Here is a 26,538-nt window from a genome sequence, read left to right as displayed (position 1 = left end):
AGTTGGCATCAGAAGTATAATAACATTTATTTGCCAAGGGTGTATAACCTGAATTTGAATTATCGGGTTCAACATTGGAATCCGCAATGATGCCACCAAGCGCACCATTGTTGCCCAGATGATGATAACAAGTATGAATATCGCCCGTCACGCCCGATGTCGCATTGACATAGGGATCATTACTATTGCTCTGAATTGAGTAAATCGCCCCGCCCGCCACCCTCACACCGGCCTTGCTTTGCGCGCCGCTGGCCGACAGGTTGTTTGCCCAATTTACATCGGACAGGCTGAAACCAACCCCCAACCCAACCCGCAAACCCCAATTGTCGGCGGAATCCAATTTAAATCGGTAACTTGGGGTAATGGTCATTACGTGATACGGCGCGTCATAATTAAATTGCGTCGTCGAATCATTCGTGCCCAAACCAGTCCATTTATGGTTAAAACCCAAATAATCGGCCGACAGGCCGAATCCGCTTTTACTCGTCCAACCAAGAGATACGCCGTAACCGACACCGCCGGTCGCGGCCGATTTATTGTCGCCGTTTTTGGGTGCATCGGCATTGCCAGTTTTTGACCAATCGCCGGCAAAGCTGTAAACATAACCCACATCGGCCTTTAACAATAATTTCCCCGCGACTGCGTTCGCAAGCAGGGGGCCGTTCGCGCCCGTGCCACGGCTATTAGTTACATTTTGCGCATGGGTGGCGGTGGCTAATAATGTGGTCGCCAATAATGAGCTAGTCAGGATAAGTTTTTTCATCGGTTTTCTCTGGGTTTTTAATAACAATAAAAAATCCTTTATTGGTTGCTAACTTTAATAATTCTCTTTTTAATTGTCAATAGTTAATTGATTTTATTTATATAATTTACTCTTTAAGGGCGATTTTGCAACAAAACAGCATTTGGCGGGGTTGCCCTCCGCCCGTCATTCTCGAAATCGCGAAGCTCACCCCTCTATCCGTCATTCTCGAAGCCACCACATGCCCGCCGTTTAGGCGGGGGCGCGTCAGCGCGTGGTGGCTATCGGCCTCCCTCAAGCAGCGAAGCGATAGCGCGAATAAATTGCATTCCTTGGCCTCGGTGGATTCACAAAAAAACATTTAGCTAGCTTTGCCAAGAATAAAGCAAGGCAATAACCTGATAGCGACCCACGCCGTCCAGGAAATAGCAATATATTCGCCCTATCGCTTCGCTGTTTGAGGGCGGCTGATAATTTTGCCAAGGCAAAATTTCGAGAATGACGGCTAGAGAGAGGCTAAACGGTGGCGCAGGTTAGAAAAATTTTCGAGGATGACGGACGGTGGGGTGTTAAAAAAACGACGGAGAAGAGGGCGATGCCACAAAGCCTCCCTTGCTTCAGCCGCCGACGAGGGATAAAAATACGAACACCGCGACAGCGGTGGAGATATTTTTTGGGTGGGTTCGTTAGCAACATTTTTGATATAAAAAAACCCATAAGAATAAAAAAATATCGTTGGCGAACCCACCCAAAAAACATGGTCGCTTACGCTCCCTGTTTTTATCCCTCCCTTGCTAAAGCAATGGAGGCAATGCGGCATTTTCTAAATCAGTCGTTAAAAATTGATCCCCAAACCCGCGCCGATGAAGAGGGCGAGGGGGCCGGCTTTCGAGGCGTAAGTCCCTTGCGCCGATGCCAATGCCAATGCTTCGTTGCCAGCATAACGCACGTTAAATAATTCGTGGATGTATTTTACGTTGATATCGGCATGCAACAGGTTGTTGTCATATTCAACCGCAACCTGAGGTATGATAACAAAACCCAAGTCGTCCTTCGTCACCGATGGTGTAACGGGTGCCTCGCCGGCGACTGCGCCCGCCGCGGTTAGGTAGCCTTGCACGGCGGTATCCAATTGATTCCACAATGCCGTGGCGACATACACCGTATTACCAGCTTCAAAAAACCCGAGGGCGGTTGCCCTATTAAAATCTACAATAGCCGAGGCGACCGGGTTACCCTGTAAAAATACACTCCACACGCCATAGGCGACAGGGTTTTCCATTCTTATATCCGACAATTGTATTTTTCCAGTAATCAAGGCATTGGCAATTTGCGCATTGCTAAAACCGGCGACATGGTTGTTGTTCGCGGTTACAGTGCATCTATTACTGCCGTCGCCCAACTGCATACCAGCGCCCGTTGCCAATGGCGCGCCCTTAGAATCCGAAAAAATCATGGCGGTGCTAAAATTCCCATTGGTAACCGCACAATTCCCACCGAACATTGGGTCTGAAGACAACCCAAAATCACTGGGGCTAACAGTTATTGCCGGGCCACCCTTACTCTTTGTAACGGCATAACTCGCCGCGCTGGCGACCTTAACTCCATTTTGTTGCGCGCCGCCACTGGCACTAGCCTGTGATACCCAATTCACATCTGAAATACTAAGCCCAACCCCAACCCCCAAGCGAATGCCCCAATAGCCAGCCGAATCTAATTTGATACGATAATTCGGCACCAATGTAACAACATTATAGGACGCATCGTAATTATATTGCTTTGTTGCATCGCTTATCCCCGGCCCCGTCCATTTATTATTAAACCTAATATAATCGGCCGACAAACCAAAACCAGATTTATTCGTCCAGCCTAAGCTGGCCCCATAACCGACGCCACTTGCACTGGTCGCGCCCGAACCATTCAAACTATAAATATAACCGATATCGGCCTTTAACATCAATTTGCCCGCGACCGCGTTCGCAAGTAAGGGGCCATTCGTGCCCGTGCCAGTGGTTTGCGCCATAGCAATGTTGGCGTGGGTGGTGAAAACCGCGCTGGATAGCGCGGTTGTAATTAACAGCATGGCCGTTATTTTGGTGAATAATTTGTTTTTCATGATGTTTGATTGTTAAAAATTGATGCCGATGCCCGCGCCGATGAAGAGGGCGAGTGGGCCGGCTTTGCTGGTGTAAGCTATTGCACCCGAAGATTTTGTTGAATCGACCGACCCCTCCGACCCGAAATAACGTACGTTGAGTAGTTCGTGGATATATTTAACATTGATGTCGAAATGGAGCAGGTTGTTGTCATATTCCAAAGCAACCTGTGGCGCCAACACAAAACCCGCGTCAAAACCCGAATCGGCCGCTTGGGCTGGGGCGTTGCAGATGCCATTGGCATAGTTATAACCCGCGCCCTTGGCCAAGCAATCGGCTGTGTCCTGAGCAAGTTTCGCCGCCGCCGCCGCCTGGGCCTGGTCTAATACACAACTGCCACTTAGACTGCCTGGAGCAAAGGTATAATAGGTAAAAGCACCCATACTCGTGCATACCGCCTGCGCCGCCGCGGTAACGAATTGCGTGCCATCAGATTGGTAACAACCAAGCGTGGTGGGCGATGCGCCGTCGCCGTCCCAAACACAGCTGTTAATAACTTGCGAGGCAATTGTAGTAAAATAATTCAAGGTCACTCCTGTTTTTATAATGGTGCCATTGCCGCTAGCACGATTCTGTATGTCGGATTTACCAATGCCCAACCCTCTAAGCCAGGTTGCAATAGCGTAATCCCCAACGTCGATAATTTTACTACTAGGAATAGAAGTACGACATTGACTAGTAGCATCAGGGTTAATGCCGCTGATACTCCCTCCCACGCTATCAAATACATAAAAGGCATTAGAAGCGCCTCCGCAGAGGCTAGAACCACCCGGAATATAACCCGGAAAACCAGAGTTGCCAGATAGATCAATATAATACGCCCCACCCGCGACCCTCAATCCGCCGCTTTGCGCGCCGTTGGTAATTTTTTGCGCCCAATTTACGTCGGACAGGCTGAAACCAACCCCCAAACCCACGCGCAAACCCCAATTGTCGGCGGAATCCAATTTAAATCGATAATTTGGCACGAATGTTACCACGTGATACGCCGCGTCGTAATTAAATTGCGTCGTCGAATCATTCGTGCCCAGGCCTGTCCATTTATGGTTAAAACCCAAATAATCGGCGGATAAACCAAAACCGGTTTTGCTGGTCCAACCAAGAGATGCCCCGTAACCAACCCCGCCGGTGGATTTGGATTTATTATCGCCCGGATTTAACCCGCCGGTTTTTGACCAATCGCCGGCGAAGCTGTAGACATAACCGACATCAGCCTTTAACATCAATTTGCCCGCGACCGCGTTCGCAAGCAGGGGGCCATTCGTGCCCGTGCCGGTGGTTTGCGCCAAAACGGTATTAGCCGTGGCCAGCAATGATACGGTCGCCAGCACCGCTGTTGCAGTTAAAAAATTGTTTTTTATATATTTTTTCATAGTTTTAAACTTTGAAATATACTAAATCAACTATTAGTTTATGAATTAAACTAATAGTTGTCAATATCTATTTATAATTTTATTTAAAGATATTTTGTAACAAAATGGCATTTTAGCCAATGCAATTTATCTACGCTATTGCTTCTATGGTTGCGCACGAACAACGTTTTGACGCCAACCGCCATTCGCAGTTTTCCGCAATGATGCCTCGAGGATGACGCAAAATTAGAAATTAAAACCTAGGCCCGCGCCGAAAAACACGGCAAGGGGGCCAGGTTTAGATATATAGGTAACAGCGTCGCCAGAATTATCATGCCCCGCATAGCGCGTGTTTAATAGCTGGTGAAGGTATTTAACATTAACGTCCATGTGAAACCAATCGTAGTCGATGTCCAACGATACCTGCGGCACAACAATAAAACCTATGCCACCCGTTGCCAAACCGCCAGAAGATGGTGAGGACGCCGTTCGAATTGGCAGGGTGCAAACATTGTTCGCCCATGTGCCGCCAGCGGCAATACATGCCGCCTGCGCCTGAGAAACGGATTGTCCGCCCGCCTTTAAAATTGCCTCTTGAGCATTGTATGTTAATTGATTCCAGATATTATCGGCTATAATTACAGTCAACCCCTGCGGCACATGCTCAAGTAATATTTGCTGTCCGAGGGTATTTGCACCTAGAACTTCTAACGCATTCAGGCCAGTGGTGTTGCCACCTTGAATAACCTGGCTCCACACATTATAATCAAGCGCGTCATTGGCGCGATAATTGGTTGCCGCAAGGATAACAACCACGCCGCTATTAATCAAGTTTACCAAATCATTATCCGTAAGCCCCGAGGCTTGACTTGTGCCATCACTAACGAAGCTAACACATTGAAATGCCCCAAGGGTAGTCGTCACAACCCGGCCGGCAATCAGTGAATTGTATGGCGCAACGTTCGATCCTTGTCCGTCTGTATAACTACCCGCGCCACACGCGCCATTAGCACTCGTTGTGTTGTTATAATATGCGCCACCAGCAACCCTAACACCATTATTTTGCTTCACACCACTGCTGGCACTGCCACCACTGGTGCTGGCCTGTTGCGCCCATTTTATATTTGAAATACTTGTGCCAAGGCCAACCCCGAAACGAAGCCCCCAATGATTATCCGAATCCAATGAAAAACGATAACTGGGCACCAATGCAACAACGTGGTAATTGGCGTCATAATTATAATTGGTGCTGGCACTGCTTCCCGTGCCCGCGCCGGTCCATTTACGGTTAAAACCCATGTAATCGGCGGATAGACCGAATCCGGTATCGCTGGTCCAACCCAGCGACCCGCCATAACCAATACCGCCCGTTGCTAAGGAGCTATTGCTTCCCTCTTGGTTGAGGTTTAAGTCGTTGGTTTTTGACCAACTACCGCTAAGACCATAGACATAACCAACATCGCCCTTTATCACAAAGCGGTCAACCGCTTGGTTTTTCGGCAATAATACTGGTCTGGGAGATGTCGCGGGCCGGGCAACATTAACATTAACCTGTTTTTTCTTAACCTTATTAACTTGGTTTTTTTTAACCGTGTTTTGTGCCAAGGCAACATTGACGTTTGCCATAATGCTTGTTGTTGCAAAAGCTATGAATAACAGCCCCGACCATGCAAACCGTATCACGCGGCACAGCACTGGCCTCAATGTCCCGTGCCGCGCCCTTATTGCCGTCCTGGTCACTATTATATTCATATTTTTTTGGGCAAGCAATAACAACAATCTAAAAATAAAATATATTTCTTAGTTATCAAAAATTAAACCCTAAGCCACCGCCGAAAAACACGGCAAGGGGGCCAGGTTTCGATATATAGGTAACGGCGTCGCCAGAATTATCATGCCCCGCATAGCGCGTGTTTAATACCTGATGAAGGTATTTAACACTAACGTCCATGTGAAACCAATCGTAGTCGATGTCCAACGATACTTGCGGCACAACAATAAAACCTATGCCACCCGTTGCCAAACCGCCAGAAGATGACGTAGTTTGCGGCTGGATTAGCGGTATGACCGGCGGTTGGGTTATGACTTGCGCTGGGGTGCAAACATTGTTCGCCCATGTGCCGCCAGCGGCAATACATGCCGCCTGCGCCTGAGACGCGGACTGCGCCCCCGCCGCTGTAAGCGCCACTTGACCTTGGCGAGTTATTTTATTCCAAGTATCATCGGCTATAATTACGGTCGACCCCTGTGGCACAGTTTCAAAATTTACTTCGTATCCGGCTCCATTAGGAGTACCATTAAAGGCATCAGCCAGAACCTGTAGGCTGTCGATGCTAACTTCATTACCACTTTGGATAACCTGACTCCACACATTATAATCAACGGGTTGCCCACCAGCAATAATTGTTCCACGAGCATTAAGAAGAAATTTGCCCTGGCCTACCGCAAGCAGTCTTACAAAATCGTCGGCTGTAAGCCCCGAGTCTAAAATTTCGTTTGTAACTGAACCATCAGGATTAAATGTGCTTTTAATACACTGAAACCGCCCCAGGGTTATATGTACCCCGTTTGCAAAGCTGGGGGTGGCGATAGATCCTCTGCCGTCAGAATAAATACCAGCAGACCCACATGGGCCGGCATTTCCAACCACGTCGGTATAATCCGCGCCAGCGGCAACCCTAACGCCATTATTTTGCTTCGCGCCACTGCTGGCACTGCCGCCACTGGTGCTGGCCTGTTGCGCCCATTTTATATTTGAAATAGTTGCGCCAAGGCCAACCCCGAAACGAAGCCCCCAATGATTATCCGAATCCAATGAAAAACGATAACTGGGCACCAATGCAACAACGTGGTAATTGGCGTCATAATTATAATTGGTGCTGGCACTGCTTCCCGTGCCCGCGCCGGTCCATTTACGGTTAAAACCCATGTAATCGGCGGATAGACCGAATCCGGTATCGCTGGTCCAACCCAGCGACCCGCCATAACCAATACCGCCCGTTGCTAAGGAGCTATTGCTTCCCTCTTGGTTGAGGTTTAAGTCGTTGGTTTTTGACCAACTACCGCTAAGACCATAGACATAACCAACATCGCCCTTTATCACAAAGCGGTCAACCGCTTGGTTTTGTGGCAATAATACTGGTGTAATAAATGTCGCGGGCGGGGCAACATTAACCTGTTTTTTCTTAACCGTGTTTTGCGCCAAGGCGACATTGGCGGTCACCATTAAAAAACCTATAACCAACATGCCCGCAAATCGTATCACGCGGCACAGCACCGGCCTCAGTGTCCCTTGACGCACGCCTATGGCTAAAATATTATTTTTTATTACTGTCACGGTCATTTTGCGGTCATGTTTTCTTGAATTTAAATTAGGTTTGATATTAATAGGCCAAATATACCACTTAATGTAGATGTTACAAATTTTTACACGCCTATATCAATACTTTAAATGCAATTGTCAAGACGAAAAATAAACGAAAAACAAAACATATTTTTTAGTTGTTAAAAATCAATGCCTAATCACGCGCCGATGAAGCGGGCGATGGCGGCGGATTTGGCGTTATAGGTAATTGCGCCGGCGGGTGATTCGCCACTGACATCACCCTCGCACCCGAAATAACGCGCGCCACCAACTCGCGGGTGTGTTTTTTGGATGGGTTCGTGGATAAGATTTCTTATAAAAAAAAGGGCGGTTATACCCGTGGGCGTGTATACACGCCAACGGGTCTCAAGCGGTGTTTTTTACTTATCTGTTTTCTTGCAAAAAAATTGCGTAAAGCCTCCCTTGCTTGAGCCGCCGACGAGGGATAAAAATACGAGCCTTGTAAAGGCGAGATATTTTTTGGGTGGGTTCGTGGATAACATTTTTGATATAAAAAAAGTTATAAGAATAAAAAATCTTGTTGGCGAACCCACCCAAAAAATACCTCCAAAGATGAAAGCAGGCTGGAGCGGGTGAAGGGAATCGAACCCTCGTCACTAGCTTGGAAGGCTAGAGCTTTACCATTAAGCTACACCCGCGCGGAAAACCATTCGGGAGACATTATCGAGGCATTGGGATGCGCCTTTAAATTCCCTTTTCGCCCCCTTATTACATTTTTTTATCAAATTGTGAAGCGCGACCTGACCAATAATCAACCGCTATAAACTTAAGCTAGGAAACGTCGCCCGAATAACCTATAGTAAAAAAACTATATATAATTGAAAAAAAATGAAAGAGATTAAAATCGACATTTGCATTATCGGCGCCGGGTCGGGCGGGTTATCGGTCGCGGCCGGCGCGGCGCAATTGGGCCTGCGCACGGTGCTTATCGAAAATCATAAAATGGGTGGCGATTGCCTGAACGCCGGGTGCGTGCCGTCAAAGGCTTTGTTGGCGGCCGCCAAACGCGCCATGACCGCTCGGCAAGATAACATCATGGGTATCGCGCCCAGCGAGCCAAAAATTGATTTTGCCGCCGTCAAAAAACATGTGGCGGGGGTGATTAAAACAATCGAACCGAATGATTCGGTCGAGCGTTTTACAAAACTCGGGGTGCGGGTTATCACCGCGACCGGCGAATTTATCGGCAAAAACAAAATCCAGGCCGGCGATAATATCATCACCGCCCGTTACGTGGTTATTGCCACCGGTTCGCGCGCCATTGTGCCGGCGATTGCCGGATTGGATAAAATCGACAAGGCAAAAGTTTTCACCAACGAAACTATTTTTCAACTGAAGGAAAAACCCGACCATTTGCTAATCATCGGCGGCGGGCCAATCGGGATGGAAATGGCGCAGGCGCATGTGCGCCTCGGCTGTCGCGTGTCGGTTATCGACCATGGCCAGGTTATGCCGCGCGACGACCAAGCGGCGGTCGCTATCATCAAACAACATCTTACGAAGGAAGGCGTCGCATTTCACGAACAGGCGCAAATAAAAGAAATCACCGCCAGCGGCAAGAACATCACCATCGCCATTACCAACGGCAAGGGCAAGTCTGAAAAAATCAACGGCACGCATTTGTTGGTGGCGGCGGGGCGGCAAAGCAACATCCAATCGCTGAACCTTGACCGCGCCGGCATCAAGCATAATGGGCGAAGCATCATGGTGGATAAACGCCTGCGCACCAACCACAAAAACATCTACGCCATCGGCGATTGCAACGGCGGCCCGCAATTTACCCATGCCGCCGGGTATCAGGCCGGTATCATCATCCGCCAGGTATGTTTTAAAATGCCGGCATCGGTTGATTATGCCGCCCTGCCCTGGGTTACCTACACCGACCCCGAATTGGCGCAGGTCGGATTGAACGAGGCCGCCGCCATCGCCAAATACGGCAAGAAATGCAAAATCGCCACCTGGCCATTTCACGACAATGACCGCGCGGTGGCCGAGGGCGAAACCGCCGGCTTCGCCAAAATCATCGCCGATAAAAAAGGTCGCATCGTCGGCGGCACTATCGTCGGCCCGCACGCCGGCGACATGATATTAACCATCGGCCTGGCGATAAATAAAAAATGCACCATCGGCGATTTGGCCGGCGTCATTGCCCCCTACCCCAGTCGCGGCGAAATTATAAAGCGCGCCGCCGGCAGTTATTACACGCCAATTTTATTCAGCGACAAAACGCGCCGCGTTGTAAAATTATTGCAATGGTTGCCATAACGGGTTGCCATAAGTTTTTTTTTAATGGCTTAATATCTGCTTCAAAAATAATTTGGTGCGCGGCGATGTTGGGTTGTCAAAAAATTCTTGCGGCGTGTTTTGCTCGATAATTTGCCCCTCGTCCATAAAAATCACGCGGTCGGCAACGCGGCGGGCAAAGGCCATTTCGTGCGTTACCACCACCATCGTCATGCCGCGCTCGGCCAGGTCTATCATCACCTCCAACACCTCGGCGATCATTTCTGGGTCCAGTGCCGATGTCGGCTCGTCAAACAACATTATCTTCGGCGACAGGCTAAGGGCGCGTGCAATCGCCACCCGTTGCTGTTGGCCACCGGATAATTGGCTGGGGTATTTATCGGCCTGCTCGGGGATGCGCACCACCTCCAAATACTTGCGGGCGATTTTTTCTGCTTCGCTTTTCGATTTTTTCTGCACCCAAATCAATGCCAGGGTGCAATTTTCCAACGCCGTCAAATGCGGGAACAAATTAAAATGTTGGAACACCATGCCGATATGTTCGCGCACCGCGTAGATTTTTTTCAAATTACCATCCAGCGATATGCCATCAACTTCTATCTTGCCATTGTCATGGGTTTCCAATCGGTTGATGCATCTTATCAGGCTCGATTTGCCCGAACCCGACGGGCCGCAAATCACTATCTTCTCGCCACTGGCAATCGTCAGGTTGATATCCTTCAACACGTGAAATTTTTCATACCATTTGTTCATATGCTCGATAATGATAATGGGTTTTTTGTCTGTCATGTTATTCTCCTGGCTTAGGTTTATAGTTTTTGGGTTGATGAAGTTTTTTTTAAATAATTTATTTTATCTTGCATGTTCGGTTTTTAATTTTTTTTCTAAATGCGCCGAAAAACGCGAAATGCAAAAACAGCAAACAAAGAACATCGCCGCAACGAAGATAATAATTTCGCGACCCGCCGCCTTCCAATCGCTACTGACCATCGTTGCCTTGCCCGCGCCCAACGCGTCATACATCGACACCACCGCCACCAGCGTCGTATCCATAAACATGCCGATAAAGATATTAACAATCGAGGGAATGCAGGCCTTCAACATCTGCGGCAAAATCACCAATTGCAAGCCTTGCCAATAATTTAGGCCGATGGCCGATGCCGCCTCCGCCTGGCCGCGCGGCAGGGCGTTCAGGCCACCACGCATTACCTCCGACAGATAGACCGTCGAAAACATCGTCACCATAATAACCACGCGAAACAGCAGGCTGTAATGCGCGCCGGTCGGCAAAAAATAATTCAACATCGTCGCGGCGACAAATATCAACATCAGCAGGGGCACGCCGCGCACCACCTCGACAAACAGCACGGTCATTTTTGACAGAAAAAATAACCGCGAGCGTCGCGCCAAGGCCACCAATATCGACAAGGGAAAAGATATAGCGATGCAGGAAACGCCAACGATAATATTCAGCATGAAGCCACCAACCTGCGACGCGCCGACCGGCGTTAAAAACAAACCGCCGCCAATCAACCAATAGGCAATGAAGGGATAGGCGATGGTAAAATAGAAAAACTTTTTACGTCGGCCGGGCGTTTTAAAATTTGATTTAAAAATCGGCACCAGCGCAACAAACAATAATAAGAATGCCAACAACACCCGCCACAATTCACCCGCCGGATAAAGATAAAATAAAAATAATTTCCAACGCAGGGGAATAAAACCCCAACAGGCACCGCGAAACCCGACATCATAACATTCGCGCACACTGCGGGTGGCAATCGACGCATCGAAAAAAAACCATTCGGCGGCCATCGGCACAATATAATATAAAAACCCAATTATCAGCAGGGTGAAAAAACTGCTCCACCAGCTGGAAAAAAGATTCTTGTGCAACCAATAAAAACTTTTTGAAAATATCGCCATGCTGTTACATCCTTAAAGAAATTTGCTTGTTATAATAATTAATAATAATCGACATCGTCAGCGACAAAACCAAATAAAAACCTATCGCCAGCATCATGCACTCCATCTCGTGACCGGTGATATTGAGGGTCGAGCTAGCCAGGGTGGTCGAAATATCGACATAGCCAATCGCCGCCGCCAGGGTGGAGTTTTTCAAGAGGCCAATCAATTCGCTCGACAGCGGCGGAATAACCATGCGCAGGGTTTGCGGGATAAGCACCAAGCGATTAATGCGGCCACGCGACAGGCCTATCGCCATGCCGGCCTCGGTCTGTCCCTTTGGAATGGCGAGCAAGGCACCGCGCACCGTCTCCGCAATATAGGAAGCGGCAAAAATCGATAGCCCCAACAACAAGGCCATAAAGACCGAGGTCATGAGCGAGCCGCCCTCGAAGGTATATTCGCCGAAATGCGGCATCTCCCACGTGCCCTGCACCGCAAACAACACCACGATAATTGGCAAGGCCAATAACAAAATCAACAAACCATAAAATAAAATCGGGCTCATCGCTTGGCCGGTGGTAAAGCGATGACGCGCCGCGGAAGTCTTGAGGAAAAAAAATCCGACCACCATCACCACCAACGCCACCGCCAACGCGCCGCCGCCGGCCGAAAATATAAATTTTGGCACGAACAGCCCGTCGTTGCTTAGGTAAAAATAATTGCCGATGTTAACCGCCTGGTCGGGCGATGGCAACATGGTCGCCAAAAAAACATTCCAAAAAATAATTTGTATCAACAGCGGGATGTTCCGCATGGTTTCGATATAAATCAACGCAAGCCGATTCAATAAAAAATTGGGCGAAAGACGCGCCAAGGCAATGATAAACCCCAAAACCACCGCCAGAATACAACCCCAAAAGGTAACATTGATGGTGCCCAGCACGCCAACCAACGCCGCCCGTAGGTTGCTGTCGCTGGCTTGGTAAGGAATCAACGCCATATGTTGGTCGATGTCATAATTGGCCGATGAAAATAAGAAATCAAAACTAAATTGTTTTGACAAGGCCGAAAAATTACCCAGCACATTGTTCAAAAAATACAAAAACAAAAAAAATACGAATAATATGCTGACGACTTGCAAAAACACGCCGCGTTTTTTTTCATCTTGCCACATGGTCAACCAACGCGGCATGAACCATTCATCGCGCCATGGCAAAAACCGCGTCCGCCACCAGGCGCGAAGCGGCGCGGTCACACGCGACCGGTAAAACCACGGCACAAACCATGAAACGAACCACACCGCACCGGCCAATAGCAACGGCATGACCATCGCCCTCAGCAAATTTATAACCCGTGTCATCAGGGCAAAAACCTGCTCGGCAATAACCTCGGCAAGCCACAGAAATGGAAAAGCTAATCGTCTCAGCATTATACCTCCATCAGGTTATTAAAAACGCGACAGGGAATCGCTCGCCCGTCCGCACCAATTCAACATTAACTACATTGCTATTAAATAAACGGCGGGGCATACATCAATCCGCCACGGATATAAAGGTCATTTAACCCACGTTTTTTTAAACCCAGCTGGTCGATGTGTTTATGGTACAGCTCACCATAATTGCCAACCTGCTTGATAATACGATAGGCCCAATCTTTGTCCAGGCCAAAATATTTTCCGGTGTCCTGACCATCCAACCCCAGCAAGCGATTGATCTCGGGGTCGCTGTTTGCGCCGGCCTGCACGATTTTATCGATATTCGCACTGGTGATGTTTTTTTCTTCGGCGACTATCAACACATACATCGTCCAACGGGTGATGTTCGACCATTGGTCATCGCCCTCGCGGATGGCGGCGGCGAATGGCTCCTTTGAAATAATTTCTGGCAAGACCTTGAAATCATCGGGATTTTTTTGGCTCATCCGGTTGGCGGCCAGGCTCGACCGGTCGGTGGTGTAACTATCGCATTTACCGGCCATCAGGTTTTGCATCGCGGTGTCGCTGGTGTCGACAACTATCGGCGTTACCTTCATCTTGTAGCGTTTAAAATAATCGGCCATGTTCAATTCGGTGCTGGTGCCGGATTCAATGCAAATGCGCGCGCCGCCCAATTGTTTTGTCGAATTGACGCCCTTGGCAATCAATCGTTTGGAAATCATGAAGCCTTGGCCATCGTAAAAATTCGGCGGTAAGAAATTTATTTTTAAATCGCTATCGCGGCTGAGGGTATAGGTCGTGTTGCGCGACAAGATGTCAATTTCTCCCGATGATAAAACGGTGAAACGTTCCTTGGCCGCCAGGTTGCGGTAATTAATTTTTGTTTTGTCGCCCAACACCGCGGCCGCCACCGCCTGGCAAACCGCTACATCTATACCTTCCCACGCGCCATCATTATTTTGTTTGGCAAAACCCAACAACCCAGCATTATGAATGCCGCAATTTAACATCTTGCGCGATTGCACGGTTTTTAAAATACTCGACGCGGCCGTGGCATTCTGCGCCGTGCCAACCCAAGCGACAGCCAATAATGAAAAAACCGAGGCAAAATTTGCCACGGTGCCAACGATTTTTCTCACGTCGCTTACGCGCTTGCTTGTCGCTTTACCTGTTCCGGCGTTTGTCACTTTGGCTGTAAATTGTTTCATTGTTAAGGTCCTTTATCTGTATTTTTTAATGGCGTTTCAGGAGATGGCAGGCAACCCGAAACATTATCAAGCATCGTAAATGTTTCTTCCCCTTGTCGCAACGACAAAGGAAAAAGAAATTTGCGAATTGCGGACAAAGTCGTCGCGCGGTAAGCGGTTGCAATCTATTTTGTAACTATTTATAATCGTGGCATGAGCAAAACAACGATAGGCATTATTCAATTTGCAATGCAAGACGATGTGGAAAAAAACCGCAACAAGGCGGAGGAAATGACACGCGTCGCGGCAAAAAACGGCGCGACGATTGTTTTAATTCCGGAATTATTTTCCGCCCCGTATTTTTGCAAGGAAATGCGCGCCGAATACCTCGCCACCGCCCAACCGCGCGCCGGCCACCCACTGCTGGCGCGTTTTTCATCCATTGCTAAAGAACTTGGCGTTGTTATACCAGTCAGTTTTTTTGAAAAATCCAACAACGCCCATTACAACAGCGTGGTGATTATCGACGCCGATGGGCGCGAGCTTGGGCTTTATCGCAAATCACACATCCCCGATGGCGTCGGTTATGAGGAAAAATATTATTTTTCGCCGGGCGATACCGGTTTTCGCGTTTGGCAAACCGCCCACGCCGCCATTGGCGTTGGCATTTGTTGGGACCAGTGGTTTCCGGAGGCAGCACGTATCATGGCGCTAAAGGGTGCGGAGGTTTTACTCTACCCCACGGCGATTGGTTCCGAACCGCCGGCCCCCGATTATGATTCATCCGACCATTGGCAAAACACCATGTTGGGGCACGCCGCCGCCAATATCATGCCGGTGGCGGCCGCCAACCGAATTGGCACCGAGCAAGCCAAAAACGGCAATGTTGTTACATTTTACGGCCGGTCATTTATCAGCGACCACCAGGGAAAAAAAATGGCCGAGGCACCGCGTGATAAGGAAGCCATCCTCACCCATTCGTTCGACCTTACAGCTATCGGCGAATTACGTCGGTCGTGGGGCGTGTTTCGCGACCGGCGGGTCGACCTTTACCGCGACCTCCTAACCCTGGATGGCGGCGGGCGGTAATCACCATTTATAAACCAGTCGCCCCCGTTTGCTATTTTTTTAGCAAACGGGGGAACGCTTAAGTTTAATCAGCGCAATTTATGATAAGGCCTTTACCAAGTTATATATGCTTAGGCCGGAGATTAACAACCCGACCAAAATATACAAAAATTTTTGCGGCACATGTTTGACGAACTTGGCGGCAAAGGGTGATACAACCATCCCCCCCAATATCAAGCCGATAACAATTTCATAACTTTGCAGGCCAACGATAGTAAAGAAGGCTGAGCCGCTGGCGGTGGTGATAAAAAATTCCGCACTATTGACAGTGCCTATCGTGGTGCGTGGGTCGCGCCCTTGGCCAAGCAAGGTGGTGGTTAAAATTGGTCCCCAACCGCCGCCGCCAATCGAATCAAAAAAACCAGCAACAAAACCAAGGTAAGGGATTTCTTTTAAGCTTTGCACGATTTTTAATTGATAACGGCGGAAAGCGCGGAACAGAACATAAAGCCCCATTAATAGCAAATAACCACTGACATAAGGTTTGATAAGTTTGCTATCAAAATTAACCACCGTATAAACCCCGACCAAGGCACCAACCACGCCACCCAGCGCGAGGCGGATTAATACTTTTTTATTAACATTGCGAAAATACCAATGGCTGAGGGCAGACGCCCCGGTGGTAAAAATTTCCGCAATATGCACCGACGCCGTGGCAATAAGTGGCGACGCCCCGGTGGCAAGTAAAAAACTGCTGGTGGTAATTCCATAAGCCATGCCCAAGGCGCCATCAACCGTTTGCGCCACAATGCCAACCAAAAGTCCGGTCAGCAAAAGATTATAGTCGAAGGTATCGCCCTGTTTGGTGATTGCATACCACACGGTGGCAACAACCCCCGCCAAGAACACAAATGTCACCGCGGCAAATAATTTTTTATTGACGGCGGAATCTTCTGACTTGTCGTCGGAAGATTTTTTTTGTTTATTTCTTTTCATGTATTTTTTGTTATTCTTTTAAGTTTCATTAAAAAATTGTTTATAAAAAAGCAAGATAACTGTCAAGCGATTTTTTAAAAAATAGATTTTTTTTCTACTTTTTAGAAAAAAATCGGCATATAAAATAAATATATTTTATTTAATAATATATAAATAGAATAATAATCTACTTTTTAAAAAACCGCTTCCGCGCCATTTTGCAAAAAACAAAAAAGGTAATTATTTTTATTTTTTTAATATGTTCATTGTGCCAATTACCGGCCATAAAATCAAACAACCACAAGTTTTGTGCTATGTTTTTTTGATGATAGCAATAGTTTGAAACAACAATTGACAAACGGGTTGCGATAATTTATCGCCAATAGTAATGGTGGGGTGCCCGAGTGGTTAAAGGGGACGGACTGTAAATCCGTTAGCTTCTGCTTACGCTGGTTCAAATCCAGCCCCCACCACCATGATTCCGCGACATAAGTCGCGAGTCTTAGGCTACCGCAGTTGAGCAGAAGCGAGTAGTTTTTATCTAAGGTGTGGTTTAAGAATTCACACTACGCGACATAAATCGCGAGTAATTGCTCCGCGACATAAAGTCGCGAGTCTTAGGCTACCGCAGTTGAGCAGAATCTGTTAGCCTCTACTCCATCGCGGGTAAGCGCGGCTCAAGAAAATCATTTGACTTCACGCCCGCTTCTGTTACAATCCAATCATGCCCGATAAAATTCAGCTTTATTCTTTGGCCACGCCGAATGGGGTGAAGGTCGCCATCGCGCTGGAGGAAATGGCAATCCCCTACGATGCGCATCTTATTAATATATCAAAGGGCGATCAATTCACCGCCGAATTTATTGCCATCAACCCCAATTCAAAAATTCCGGCGATTGTCGACCCCGATGGCCCGGGCGGCAAACCCTTCCCCGTTATCGAATCGGGCGCGATATTGCTTTATTTGGCCGAAAAAACCGGCAAATTTTTACCGAAAGACGCCGCCAAACGCAGTCAAACGATTCAATGGTTGTTTTGGCAAATGGCCGGCCTGGGGCCGATGTTCGGGCAATTTGGTCATTTCACGGTTTACGCGCCGGAAAAAGTTCCCTACGCCATCGACCGCTATACCAAGGAAGTTAAACGCCTGCTCGCCGTGCTCGACAAACAATTAACCGGCAAAAAATATGTTATTGGTGATGAACTCACCATCGCCGATTTCGCCATTGTGCCATGGGTGCGCGGTTTAGAAACCGGTTACAAGGCCGGCGAGGTTTTGGAATTAAACAAATACACCAATGTCACCCGCTGGCGCGACGACCTGCTCGCCCGCCCCGCGGTGGAACGCGCCCTTACCGTTTGTAAATTATAATCGCTCAAAATTTATCGCGCCCTCAAGTAGCGGAGTGCGCCCTCAAGTAGCGTTAGCGATAGAATAATTATATGGGCTAAATTTATTGCCCTCAAGTAGCGGAGCGCGTTCTCAAGTAGCGTTAGCGATAGAATAATTATATGGGCTAAATTTATTGCTCTGCTTCGGCCAGCAAGCTTTGTAAATCCAACCGGCTGGTAAACATCGCCAATTTTCCATCGCTATCCCTTGGCCAATATTTTGGCGACCGGTCCCAATATAACTCGATGCCGTTGCCATCCGGGTCGCGCAGGTATAATGCCTCCGACACGCCGTGGTCGGCCGCACCGTCCAGCGGCCATTTGGCCTCCATCAATTTTTTTAATGCCACGCCCAACGCGCGTCGCGTCGGGTATAACAACGCCACATGGTAAAGGCCGGTGGTGCCCGGCGGCGGCGCGGTGCCGTCCTTGCTTTCCCATGTATTAAGCCCAATATGGTGATGATAGCCACCGGCGGAAAGAAAAGCCGCATGCTGACCCATTTTTTGTTGCAATTCCAGCCCAATAATATTGCGCCAAAAATCAATCGCCCTATCCAGGTCGGCGACCTTTAAATGGGTGTGGCCAATTTTTGTGCCAGCGTCAATAGTGTAATCTGAGGAGGTTTTTTCGTCCCGTAAGGTGGTCGTGTTCATGACCGGCGTATAATGCTGGGTTGGCCAAAACACAATAGCCAAAATGGCCATAATTTATATTGCAATATAACGAAATATAAGCCCTCGGTAGGCAAAAATGGCTAAACCACGCCTATTTATCAACCCTAATTACTTCGGGGCCGCGCCAGATTTAATCTGTTCCCATTTTGATATGGCGTAATCGTTTACATCCTTGGGCAGGGTGGCGAAGATAACCGCCTTGTTTGATTTAACATATGATTCAAGGTTATCAATATAATGTTTTTTTAACAAATTGGGTTCCTTGGCTTCCAACGCGTCCATCGACTTTTTATTGGGCGAGCCATAACCCCATTGATGCACCAACCAATCGGCACCGCCATTGAGGAGCGCGTTGGTGTAGTCATAGGCTAACTCGATATTGGCTGGTTTGGCGTTTTTTAGCAACACCATGCCAGACGCAAACAGGGCAATACCCAACTCCCTGTCCAAAATCACTTGCTTCTTATCACCCTTCGGATCTTTTGCCCGTTCCTTATTGGCGGTGAGTGGTTGGTCCATCCAAGCCCAACCCAACCATAGTTCGCCGGTTTTTAAACCCACCACCACATTGTCGCTGTCGGTGTAATAAAGCCGCACGTTTTTCGCCACCGACCGCAAAAATGGGTCGCAGGTATCAATATCGGCCTTGGTTAATTTTAAAAATGGCTTCTTCATCCCCATTGCCAACATGCAAAAAGCATAATTGTCATAGGCGGTATCGGGCATAAAAACGCGACCCTTGTATTTTGGGTCGGCAAAATCCTTCAATGATTTTATTTCGCCCGTTTGAATGCGGCGCGAGTCATAAACCGCGGCCTCAATGCCAAAATAGGTTGGTATCATGTAATATTTGCCATTGATTGGTTCAAACCCGGGGGCATTTTTCCAAAATGGATAAATATCTTTCCAGCCGGTAATTTTGCTTGTATCCCACGGCTGGATATAGTCGAGCCAATAGGGGTTGTCTTTGCTATTATCAGAATTGCTGAGGTTGGCGATATCAACTTGAAACCCGCCCCTAACCTTGGCCAATGCCTCGCCCGTATCAACAAACACCAGCCAGGTTGGTGCTTTGGGGTATTTTTTTGCGTAATCCGGCACCCAACCGATGATATTATTGCCGCCGTAATCGAATACTTTCAATTCATTGCCGCACATTTTATTCGGCGTGTCACAGGCCGCCTTCGCCACATTGGGAAAGGTCGCGGTCAACAGCCCGGCAACCAACGCCACGGCGGCGGTTGCACCAATTTGACGCACAAAACGCTTCGCAACTTTTTGCGTATTTTTTTTGGTTGAGACAACTAACGAATTCATAATCGTGATTATTGCAGATTTCTCTTAATTTGCAAGCAGAAAATGCATTAGTAGAAAGATTTTTTTTCACGCCCTTAAAAGAGGCTATTTTCGGGCTATTTGCTGGCCATTATCTGTGCTATGAATTTGCGCTATAAGGTTTTTATCGCCGAATCGATTTTTTGCTTTAGGTCATCCAGCGTGCCGTTGTTTTCAATCACCACGTCAGCGCGTTTTATTTTTTCGGCGTCTGGCATTTGGCTGGCGCGAATCTTATCCAATAATTCGGGGGTCATGCCGGGGCGGTGCAATGCCCGTTCGCTTTGCACCGCGGGGGTTGAGGTTACGACCCATGTTTTATCGCATTCTTGGTCGATGGCTTTTTCAAACAACAGCGGCACCATGATAAAAATAACCTTGTCGCCGCGTTGCCGCGCCGCCGCGTAAAATTCGTCGCGCAGGTTTTTTATTTTTGGGTGGAGGATTTTTTCCAATTGCGTCAATTTTTCCTTATCGGCGAAGACCACCGCCGCCAATTTTTTTCGGTCGATTGTTTTGTCGTCGCGCAACGCCATGGGGAATCGGGTTGCAATTTCGTCATGGGCGGCACCGCCGACGGCCGACAATTGTTTGGCCGCGTCGTCAGCGTCGAGCACGTGGAAACCCCGCGCGGTCAAGATAGCCGCCACCGCCGATTTGCCGGTCGCTATAGAACCGGTTAAGCCGATGATTTGTAATTTTTTTTCAACCATGTTTTTTATTTTTTCTGTGACAATAAATAATGGCGTAAATCATCATCGACCGGCGGGTTTTTGTCGGTTTTGAACCAAGCCTTAAAACCGGGGATGCCCTGGTGGATAAGCATGCCCAACCCATCCTTCACCGCAAAGCCAAATTCTTTGCCGGTTGTCAAAAAATGAGTCAAATGCGCCCCATAAATAATATCATGCAATAAAATGCCGCGTGGTAAGGTCGTGAAATCGACCGGCAACATTTCACCCTTAAGCCCGAGCGAAGTCGCATTAACCAGCAGGTTCGCCGCGCCAATATGTTTTGGCAAGGATGCCAAGGAATCGACAGCGATGCCAAAATCATCGCGCAAATCTTGCAATTTTTCTACCGTGCGGTTGACAACAATGATGTCGCCAAACCCCAATTGTTGCAGGCCGTAAATCACCCCGCGCGCCGCGCCACCCGCACCGATAACCACCGCGCGGTTTTTAGGGACGGCACGAAATGCCGCCCAAGACAACAGGTTTTCACTAAACCCCAACCAATCGGTATTGTCGCCATGCAATTTGCCGTTCCGCACAATTATCGTATTAACCGCGCCAATTTTTTTTGCCGCATCGCTTAAAACATCGCAATGGTCCAGCGCAACAATTTTATGCGGCAGGGTTACATTGCAACCCACCCAACCAACTTTACCATTGCGCAAATCGGCAAAAAACCGCGCGCAATCCGCCGGCGCGACGTCGCGCGATTCATAACGGCCGGGCAAGCCCATTTTTTTCAGCCAATGGTTATGCAGGGCGGGGCTTAGGGAATGGGTTATCGGGTGGCCGATAACACCGGCGACCGGAAAATTGTCGGGTGATTTAGTATTTTGCATATTCCCCCGCAGAGCTCCCAATCAGCGATACCAATGGCGTTCTTTTTGTTTCGTGGTCAAGCATTTTCAATGACTCCAATAGCAAGGCGCGACCGTGGTAAACAAACCCGCTATAGCCCTCGACCAAACTTGCGCCGGCGCGAATTTTTTCCACCGCATCCTCGGGCGACATAACCCCGCCGACGCCAATCAACGGAATTTTCCCCCTGGATGCCAAATAAAATTGCGCCAGGATGCGCGTCGCGGCGTTGAACAATGGTTTGCCACTTAAACCGCCGGTTTCGTCTTTGTAACGCGACCGTTCGACACCGGCACGGGCGATGGTGGTGTTGGTTAACACCGCGCCGTCGATTTTTTCCTGCAGGCAAAATTGCGCCATCGCCTCGACCTGTTGGCTGGTTAAATCGGGGGAGAATTTCAACAACAGCGGTTTGGTCGAAACCTTTCGCACTTTATCAATAATTTTTTTTAAACTTTCAGGCGTTTGCAACGCGCGTAGGCCCGCCGTGTTGGGCGATGACACATTGATAACAAACCCCGATGCCAGGGGCGATAATTTTTTTGCGACAATGGCGAAATCATTTATCGGTTTTTCGGAATTCTTGTTGGGGCCAATGTTGATAAACAATGGACAAGGCCACAGCCACGACGCGCCGGTTTTTAAACCCTCCTCTTCCTCATCCCATCGTTTTTGGATTTGCGCCATTTTTTCATCGGTCAGGCTGTCGATATTTTCGCGCGCCATGGTTTGTTTTTTATAACCGCTAAATTCCACTTGGTTGGCCTCGATAAGGTTTTGCCTAACAACCACCATGCCGTCGCTGGGGAAGCCCAAGCGATTGATAATCGCCCGTTCGCGATTCAGGCGGAACAGCCGCGGTGGCGGGTTGCCAGCTTGCGGGTTGGGGGTGACGGTGCCAACCTCCAAAAATCCAAAACCCATGCGCATGATGGCGCGTGATGCCACCGCGTTTTTATCAAAACCGGCGGCCATGCCAAATGGGTTAAGGAACGTCATGCCGAATAATTCCTGGGCGATGTTGTTCTGGCGGTTGTAATCAGAAAAACTGCCATATAAATAGGAGGCGGCAGGCAATAGGCGGAGCGTCAGGCGATGCGCCATTTCGGGCGGCAACAGGCGAAGAAAAGATAGCATCCCCCTTCATAGCCGTGATTCTGCCGTCAAACAAGATTGGCCATCACCATAAATTGGATATTACAATCCGTTTATAGCTGGGGCAAATAACAGCTATTTATTTTTTTATTTTTTTTCCATAAAATTTGTAACAAGCAGAAATGCAAAGGTCATTGGTATATTTAAAATAACATCATTATATTTTAATAATTGTGTTTCAATAATATAAATAACCCCCGCAACTATCGTATAGACTATAGCTATATGCAAAAGACATGACATGCCTTTTCCTTTATCAAAAAATTTATGACTATCGGGAATGCGCCACTCCAAGCCATACATCATGCCATAAATAAGGGAGGTGGCTAAAGCGCATGTTGTCATTATATCCACTCTTATATTGAATGGAATAACCAACGCAGTAAAAAATACAGCAATGAGAATTTTATCAATTCTAGCTAAGGCCTTAATATGCCGCTTTTTCATTTTATTAAACAATAAAATGAGTCGCAACATGTTTGGCGACAGCGGTTAATCCTAGAATTGTTGCAGGATAAGCTATCAAATCATTGCCCAAATTAAATGCGCTACTTGAAAAAGCAATAGCGAAACAAATCAAGCCTACAACCCTTGCTAGGTTGATAAAAACTCTTAAAGATTTTTGTTTGTTTTTATTTTTCATAAAAATACTCCTTATCGCTATTCTATTAAAGCTAGCATATAAGTTGCTTTGCCACAAGCCCCAAAAATCGCTTACGGCAAGCACCCGCTGAGATTTAAGGAATGCTTAACCCGAGATATAGCCGTCATAACATTTTGATAAAAGCAATAATTTATGATAACAACTGATAATAACAACCATGTCAAAAACACCCCCCAACAATTATCACTTTGGCCCCGACGATAATGGTCATTTTGGCCAATTTGGCGGCCGTTATGTAGCCGAAACCTTGATGCCGCTGATATTGGCGGTCGAGCAAGCATGGAAAAAATACCGCCATGATAAAGAATTCCGCGCCGAATTGGATTATTATTTGGAACATTACGCCGGCCGCCCCAGCCCGCTTTATTTTGCCGAAAAATTTACCAAGCACCTTAATGGCGCAAAAATTTATTTTAAGCGCGATGAATTAAACCACACCGGCAGTCACAAAATAAACAACGTGCTTGGCCAGATATTATTGGCGCGCAAAATGGGCAAGAAAAAAATCATCGCCGAAACCGGTGCCGGCCAACATGGTGTGGCGGTTGCCACGGTGTGCGCCCTGTTCGATATGGAATGCAAAATTTTTATGGGGGCGAAGGACGTGGCGCGCCAAGAGCAAAATGTTTTCCGCATGAAATTGCTGGGGGCGGAGGTTGTGGCCGTCACTGGCGGCAGTCAAACCCTGAAGGATGCAATGAACGAGGCCTTGCGTTATTGGGTCGATAAGGTGCTTGATACATTTTATATCATCGGCACCGTCGCCGGGCCGCACCCCTACCCCGAAATGGTGCGCGAATTCCAATCGGTAATTGGTAAGGAAGCCCGCGTGCAAATAATGAAGGCCGAGGGGCGATTGCCAGACGCGCTGATTGCCTGCATCGGCGGTGGCAGTAACGCCATGGGTTTGTTCTATCCATTTTTAAACGACCCCGAGGTTAAAATTTTCGGCGTCGAGGCCGGCGGCATGGGCATTGCCAGCCACCAACATGCGGCGTCAATTTCCGGTGGGCAACCGGGGGTTCTGCATGGCAACCGCACCTATTTATTGCAAGACGACGATGGGCAAATTGAGGAGGCCTTTTCCATCTCCGCCGGATTGGATTACCCGGGGATAGGCCCCGAACATTCTTATCTTCATTCAGTGGCCCGCGTCAATTATGTCTCGGCGACCGACGCGGAAGCCGTCGCGGCATTTCAATTATGCGCCAGGTTGGAGGGGATAATTCCCGCGCTGGAGCCAGCCCACGCCATCGCCCATCTTATCAAACTCGCGCCAACCATGGGCAAAGACGAAATAATCATCATGAACCTGTGCGGTCGCGGTGATAAGGATGTGCCGCAGATGATGGAACGGCTGAAAAAATAATAACTATTTCCATGGCTCTGTGTCTAGCCATTTACCAACCGCCTTAACCATATCGTTACCCTTTGCATTTTTAGAGCTTCTATCAAAATCGGTATATACTGCATCAATTTTGTTATAAATTTTATCTATCAAGCTCTCCTCAATCGTTTTAAAATTTATATTTGCAATGTCGTTATTTATAGGCTTCCTTTCCTTCAGTAAAAAGCAAACCAAACACATAGCAATATAATATATTATATCTGCTCGCTCTCTGCTTTCTAATGACTTTGCTTCTAAAAATAATTCAATCCTCTTAACTATTTTTATACACGAATAATAAAAAAGCAATTCATGATTAGAAAAAATATTCTCATAATCTTCGTGATTTTTTTCATCAAAAATATTAGATGGCCGTCCTCTTGCATCATGCGGTCTTTGTAAAAAAATTCCTAAAACCGCCTTAATCATTTGTAAAACAGTAACTATTTGCTTTTTGGGTTTATTCTGACTTCCAAAACGATTAACTTTATCCTCATAAAAAAGGTCTTGCTCATTACCTAAGTAATTTTTCTCAAAAAATAAACTTATTTTAGAATGAATATCTTCTGTCATGTTCAAAGCATACCTAGGAATAGGCGTTTGAGAATTAGTAGATACAATAATCCTATCTTTTATTTCTTCATTGTCACCAATTTTAATTATTTTAATCAAAATTTCGTCTTGTGAGTTTTGTAATTTGCTATCTTCTGCCTTACCAAAATTAAAAATAGAATAAGAAGTTTGCAATCCATTGACTATTTTAGGATCTGTAAGCTTCATAGTTGTTTCATCAGGAGTTCCTATATCCTTGGCAATTATTGTTATGCCATTATTTAGGCGCCAAAATTTATCTTTAGGATTTTGCAAAGAATCTAATATTTTATTATTAATAGAATTCTTTCTATTTCCCATAAATGCTCTAATATTATAATCAAAGAGATCATTATTAATATTATTCTCTTTTGTTAAAAAATTTTTATAATCTCTGATTAGCGCGAATGCTACATAGTCTTTTTCTCTAGTCATTGACTTAGTAATTTTTAAATCAATAATCTCGGATGGTTTTGTTCTACAATAATCAAATAGTTCTTCAACCTTAAAAAATTTAAAATTTATATTGAATTTGCTATTGCGCTCTTTCCATTTAGCTTTAGAAGATTCAATATCCTGTAATATGTTAGGATGAACATCTTCAAACCCTTTTGTGCAATAAAAGAAATGCAAATTGATAATTGGGTCAATTGCTGTCCTTATCTTAATTATTGGCTCTATTGCATTAATTAAGTCAGCATTATAATGTTTTTTATAAATATCTAAATTCCCGTCTATTAAAAGTCGTTCAATAGTCTCTAATGCCTGCGAAACCTTTGCTTTGCTTATCCCACTAGAAGTTGTTGCTTGGATACAATGAATATCTATTGTTCTCCTTGGTCCTAAAGTGGTGTCTATATCTTCATCCCAACCATCTTCGGTCAATCTAGAATCTAAAGATATATAGATGCTATCAATACCGCCATCGCCGCCATTGCCAACTACGCCTCTCTCTAACATGTCGATATCTATATTAGAATTTAAAAATTTAATTATTTGGTATGAACAAAACCATTCGTATTTTCTTTCATCTGAAATGCCATCTGGAAATAATTTAAAAGCCGAGAATTGACCATCAAGCAACGCTAACACGTCTTTTTGGTTAGGTGTTAATTCTTGCGTTTTTAATTTACTCATCTTTTTATTCTCTATTATACTAATATAGATTGTATTTGCAAGCTTGTCTTATTGTGTCCTTTAGTTGTTTAAAAATTAGCAAAATGTTATATGAATAAGCTATGACCCGCATCGCCGACACCTTTGCCGATAAAAAAACAAAATTTGTTGCCTTCA

22 protein-coding genes and 2 tRNA genes are annotated in these 26,538 nt (G+C 46.9%); 5 read left to right on the top strand and 19 right to left on the bottom strand.

Annotated elements, in window-relative coordinates; translation table 11 throughout:
- The 6 genes from QM529_05125 to QM529_05100 form a co-directional block, all read right to left on the bottom strand.
- The coding region (locus QM529_05125; protein MDI9314037.1) for a hypothetical protein at positions 1 to 763 on the bottom strand (763 nt) is incomplete at its 3' end.
- Between the two features lie 814 nt (positions 764 to 1,577).
- On the bottom strand, positions 1,578 to 2,858 hold the full coding sequence (locus tag QM529_05120; protein ID MDI9314036.1) for a hypothetical protein: 1,281 nt from the start codon (positions 2,856 to 2,858) through the stop codon (positions 1,578 to 1,580).
- Positions 2,859 to 2,870: 12 nt separating this feature from the next.
- Entirely contained in the window at positions 2,871 to 4,271 is a 1,401-nt protein-coding gene (locus QM529_05115) for a hypothetical protein (GenBank protein MDI9314035.1), read from the bottom strand.
- 225 nt (positions 4,272 to 4,496) lie between these two features.
- Positions 4,497 to 5,876 carry a hypothetical protein gene (locus QM529_05110; GenBank protein ID MDI9314034.1) on the bottom strand — a complete coding sequence of 460 codons (1,380 nt, stop codon included), beginning with the start codon at positions 5,874 to 5,876 and terminating at the stop codon, positions 4,497 to 4,499.
- 181 nt (positions 5,877 to 6,057) lie between these two features.
- Positions 6,058 to 7,476 carry a hypothetical protein gene (locus QM529_05105; GenBank protein ID MDI9314033.1) on the bottom strand — a complete coding sequence of 473 codons (1,419 nt, stop codon included), beginning with the start codon at positions 7,474 to 7,476 and terminating at the stop codon, positions 6,058 to 6,060.
- A 723-nt stretch (positions 7,477 to 8,199) separates the two neighbouring features.
- Positions 8,200 to 8,273 (bottom strand) — tRNA-Gly (locus QM529_05100).
- 190 nt (positions 8,274 to 8,463) lie between these two features.
- Here QM529_05100 and QM529_05095 point away from each other — a divergent pair.
- Positions 8,464 to 9,900, top strand: coding sequence for an FAD-dependent oxidoreductase (locus tag QM529_05095; GenBank protein ID MDI9314032.1), 1,437 nt, complete (start codon positions 8,464 to 8,466; stop codon positions 9,898 to 9,900).
- A gap of 21 nt (positions 9,901 to 9,921) precedes the next feature.
- On the opposite strand, the gene QM529_05090 is transcribed toward QM529_05095, so the two are convergent.
- The 4 genes from QM529_05090 to QM529_05075 form a co-directional block, all read right to left on the bottom strand.
- A complete protein-coding gene (locus QM529_05090; protein ID MDI9314031.1) occupies positions 9,922 to 10,668 on the bottom strand; it encodes an amino acid ABC transporter ATP-binding protein in 747 nt (248 codons plus the stop codon).
- Positions 10,669 to 10,731: 63 nt separating this feature from the next.
- A complete protein-coding gene (locus QM529_05085; protein MDI9314030.1) occupies positions 10,732 to 11,805 on the bottom strand; it encodes an amino acid ABC transporter permease in 1,074 nt (357 codons plus the stop codon).
- A 4-nt stretch (positions 11,806 to 11,809) separates the two neighbouring features.
- Entirely contained in the window at positions 11,810 to 13,216 is a 1,407-nt protein-coding gene (locus QM529_05080) for an ABC transporter permease subunit (protein ID MDI9314029.1), read from the bottom strand.
- Positions 13,217 to 13,296: 80 nt separating this feature from the next.
- Positions 13,297 to 14,361 (bottom strand): amino acid ABC transporter substrate-binding protein, encoded by a 1,065-nt coding sequence (locus tag QM529_05075; GenBank protein ID MDI9314028.1) that lies wholly within the window; start codon positions 14,359 to 14,361, stop codon positions 13,297 to 13,299.
- Positions 14,362 to 14,622: 261 nt separating this feature from the next.
- On the opposite strand from QM529_05075, the gene aguB reads away from it, so the two are divergent.
- Positions 14,623 to 15,498, top strand: a complete 876-nt coding sequence (aguB, locus tag QM529_05070) for an N-carbamoylputrescine amidase (GenBank protein ID MDI9314027.1) — start codon at positions 14,623 to 14,625, stop codon at positions 15,496 to 15,498.
- 78 nt (positions 15,499 to 15,576) lie between these two features.
- Here aguB and QM529_05065 read toward each other — a convergent pair whose 3' ends face one another.
- Positions 15,577 to 16,473, bottom strand: a complete 897-nt coding sequence (locus QM529_05065; protein ID MDI9314026.1) for a sulfite exporter TauE/SafE family protein — start codon at positions 16,471 to 16,473, stop codon at positions 15,577 to 15,579.
- 369 nt (positions 16,474 to 16,842) lie between these two features.
- On the opposite strand from QM529_05065, the gene QM529_05060 reads away from it, so the two are divergent.
- Both QM529_05060 and QM529_05055 read left to right on the top strand, forming a co-directional pair.
- Positions 16,843 to 16,928: transfer RNA gene (locus QM529_05060), tRNA-Tyr, on the top strand.
- Positions 16,929 to 17,176: 248 nt separating this feature from the next.
- Positions 17,177 to 17,824 (top strand): glutathione binding-like protein, encoded by a 648-nt coding sequence (locus QM529_05055; protein MDI9314025.1) that lies wholly within the window; start codon positions 17,177 to 17,179, stop codon positions 17,822 to 17,824.
- A 151-nt stretch (positions 17,825 to 17,975) separates the two neighbouring features.
- On the opposite strand, the gene QM529_05050 is transcribed toward QM529_05055, so the two are convergent.
- From QM529_05050 to QM529_05020, 7 genes are all read right to left on the bottom strand, one after another.
- Positions 17,976 to 18,500, bottom strand: coding sequence for a VOC family protein (locus QM529_05050; protein MDI9314024.1), 525 nt, complete (start codon positions 18,498 to 18,500; stop codon positions 17,976 to 17,978).
- 129 nt (positions 18,501 to 18,629) lie between these two features.
- The gene (locus tag QM529_05045) at positions 18,630 to 19,838 is read right to left on the bottom strand and encodes an ABC transporter substrate-binding protein (protein MDI9314023.1); all 1,209 of its coding nucleotides are present in this window, start codon (positions 19,836 to 19,838) and stop codon (positions 18,630 to 18,632) included.
- A 131-nt stretch (positions 19,839 to 19,969) separates the two neighbouring features.
- Positions 19,970 to 20,569, bottom strand: coding sequence for a dephospho-CoA kinase (gene coaE / locus QM529_05040; protein ID MDI9314022.1), 600 nt, complete (start codon positions 20,567 to 20,569; stop codon positions 19,970 to 19,972).
- A gap of 5 nt (positions 20,570 to 20,574) precedes the next feature.
- The gene (gene aroE / locus QM529_05035; GenBank protein MDI9314021.1) at positions 20,575 to 21,429 is read right to left on the bottom strand and encodes a shikimate dehydrogenase; all 855 of its coding nucleotides are present in this window, start codon (positions 21,427 to 21,429) and stop codon (positions 20,575 to 20,577) included.
- Positions 21,416 to 22,585, bottom strand: coding sequence for a dihydroorotate dehydrogenase 2 (locus QM529_05030; protein ID MDI9314020.1), 1,170 nt, complete (start codon positions 22,583 to 22,585; stop codon positions 21,416 to 21,418). Before QM529_05030 ends, aroE begins: the two co-directional genes overlap by 14 nt.
- A 105-nt stretch (positions 22,586 to 22,690) precedes the next feature.
- A complete protein-coding gene (locus QM529_05025; GenBank protein MDI9314019.1) occupies positions 22,691 to 23,050 on the bottom strand; it encodes a hypothetical protein in 360 nt (119 codons plus the stop codon).
- A gap of 4 nt (positions 23,051 to 23,054) precedes the next feature.
- Positions 23,055 to 23,246, bottom strand: a complete 192-nt coding sequence (locus QM529_05020) for a hypothetical protein (protein ID MDI9314018.1) — start codon at positions 23,244 to 23,246, stop codon at positions 23,055 to 23,057.
- Positions 23,247 to 23,424: 178 nt separating this feature from the next.
- Here QM529_05020 and trpB point away from each other — a divergent pair, with 178 nt between their 5' ends.
- On the top strand, positions 23,425 to 24,636 hold the full coding sequence (gene trpB / locus QM529_05015) for a tryptophan synthase subunit beta (GenBank protein MDI9314017.1): 1,212 nt from the start codon (positions 23,425 to 23,427) through the stop codon (positions 24,634 to 24,636).
- 3 nt (positions 24,637 to 24,639) lie between these two features.
- Here trpB and QM529_05010 read toward each other — a convergent pair whose 3' ends face one another.
- Positions 24,640 to 26,382, bottom strand: a complete 1,743-nt coding sequence (locus QM529_05010; protein MDI9314016.1) for an AIPR family protein — start codon at positions 26,380 to 26,382, stop codon at positions 24,640 to 24,642.
- Positions 26,383 to 26,538 lie beyond the last annotated feature (156 nt).

Origin of the sequence: Hydrotalea sp., from assembly GCA_030054115.1 — a bacterium.
In the GTDB taxonomy this organism is placed as follows: domain Bacteria; phylum Pseudomonadota; class Alphaproteobacteria; order JASGCL01; family JASGCL01; genus JASGCL01.
The sequence above is the reverse complement of the archived record's forward strand: the minus strand, read 5'-3'. Positions and strand labels throughout refer to the sequence as shown.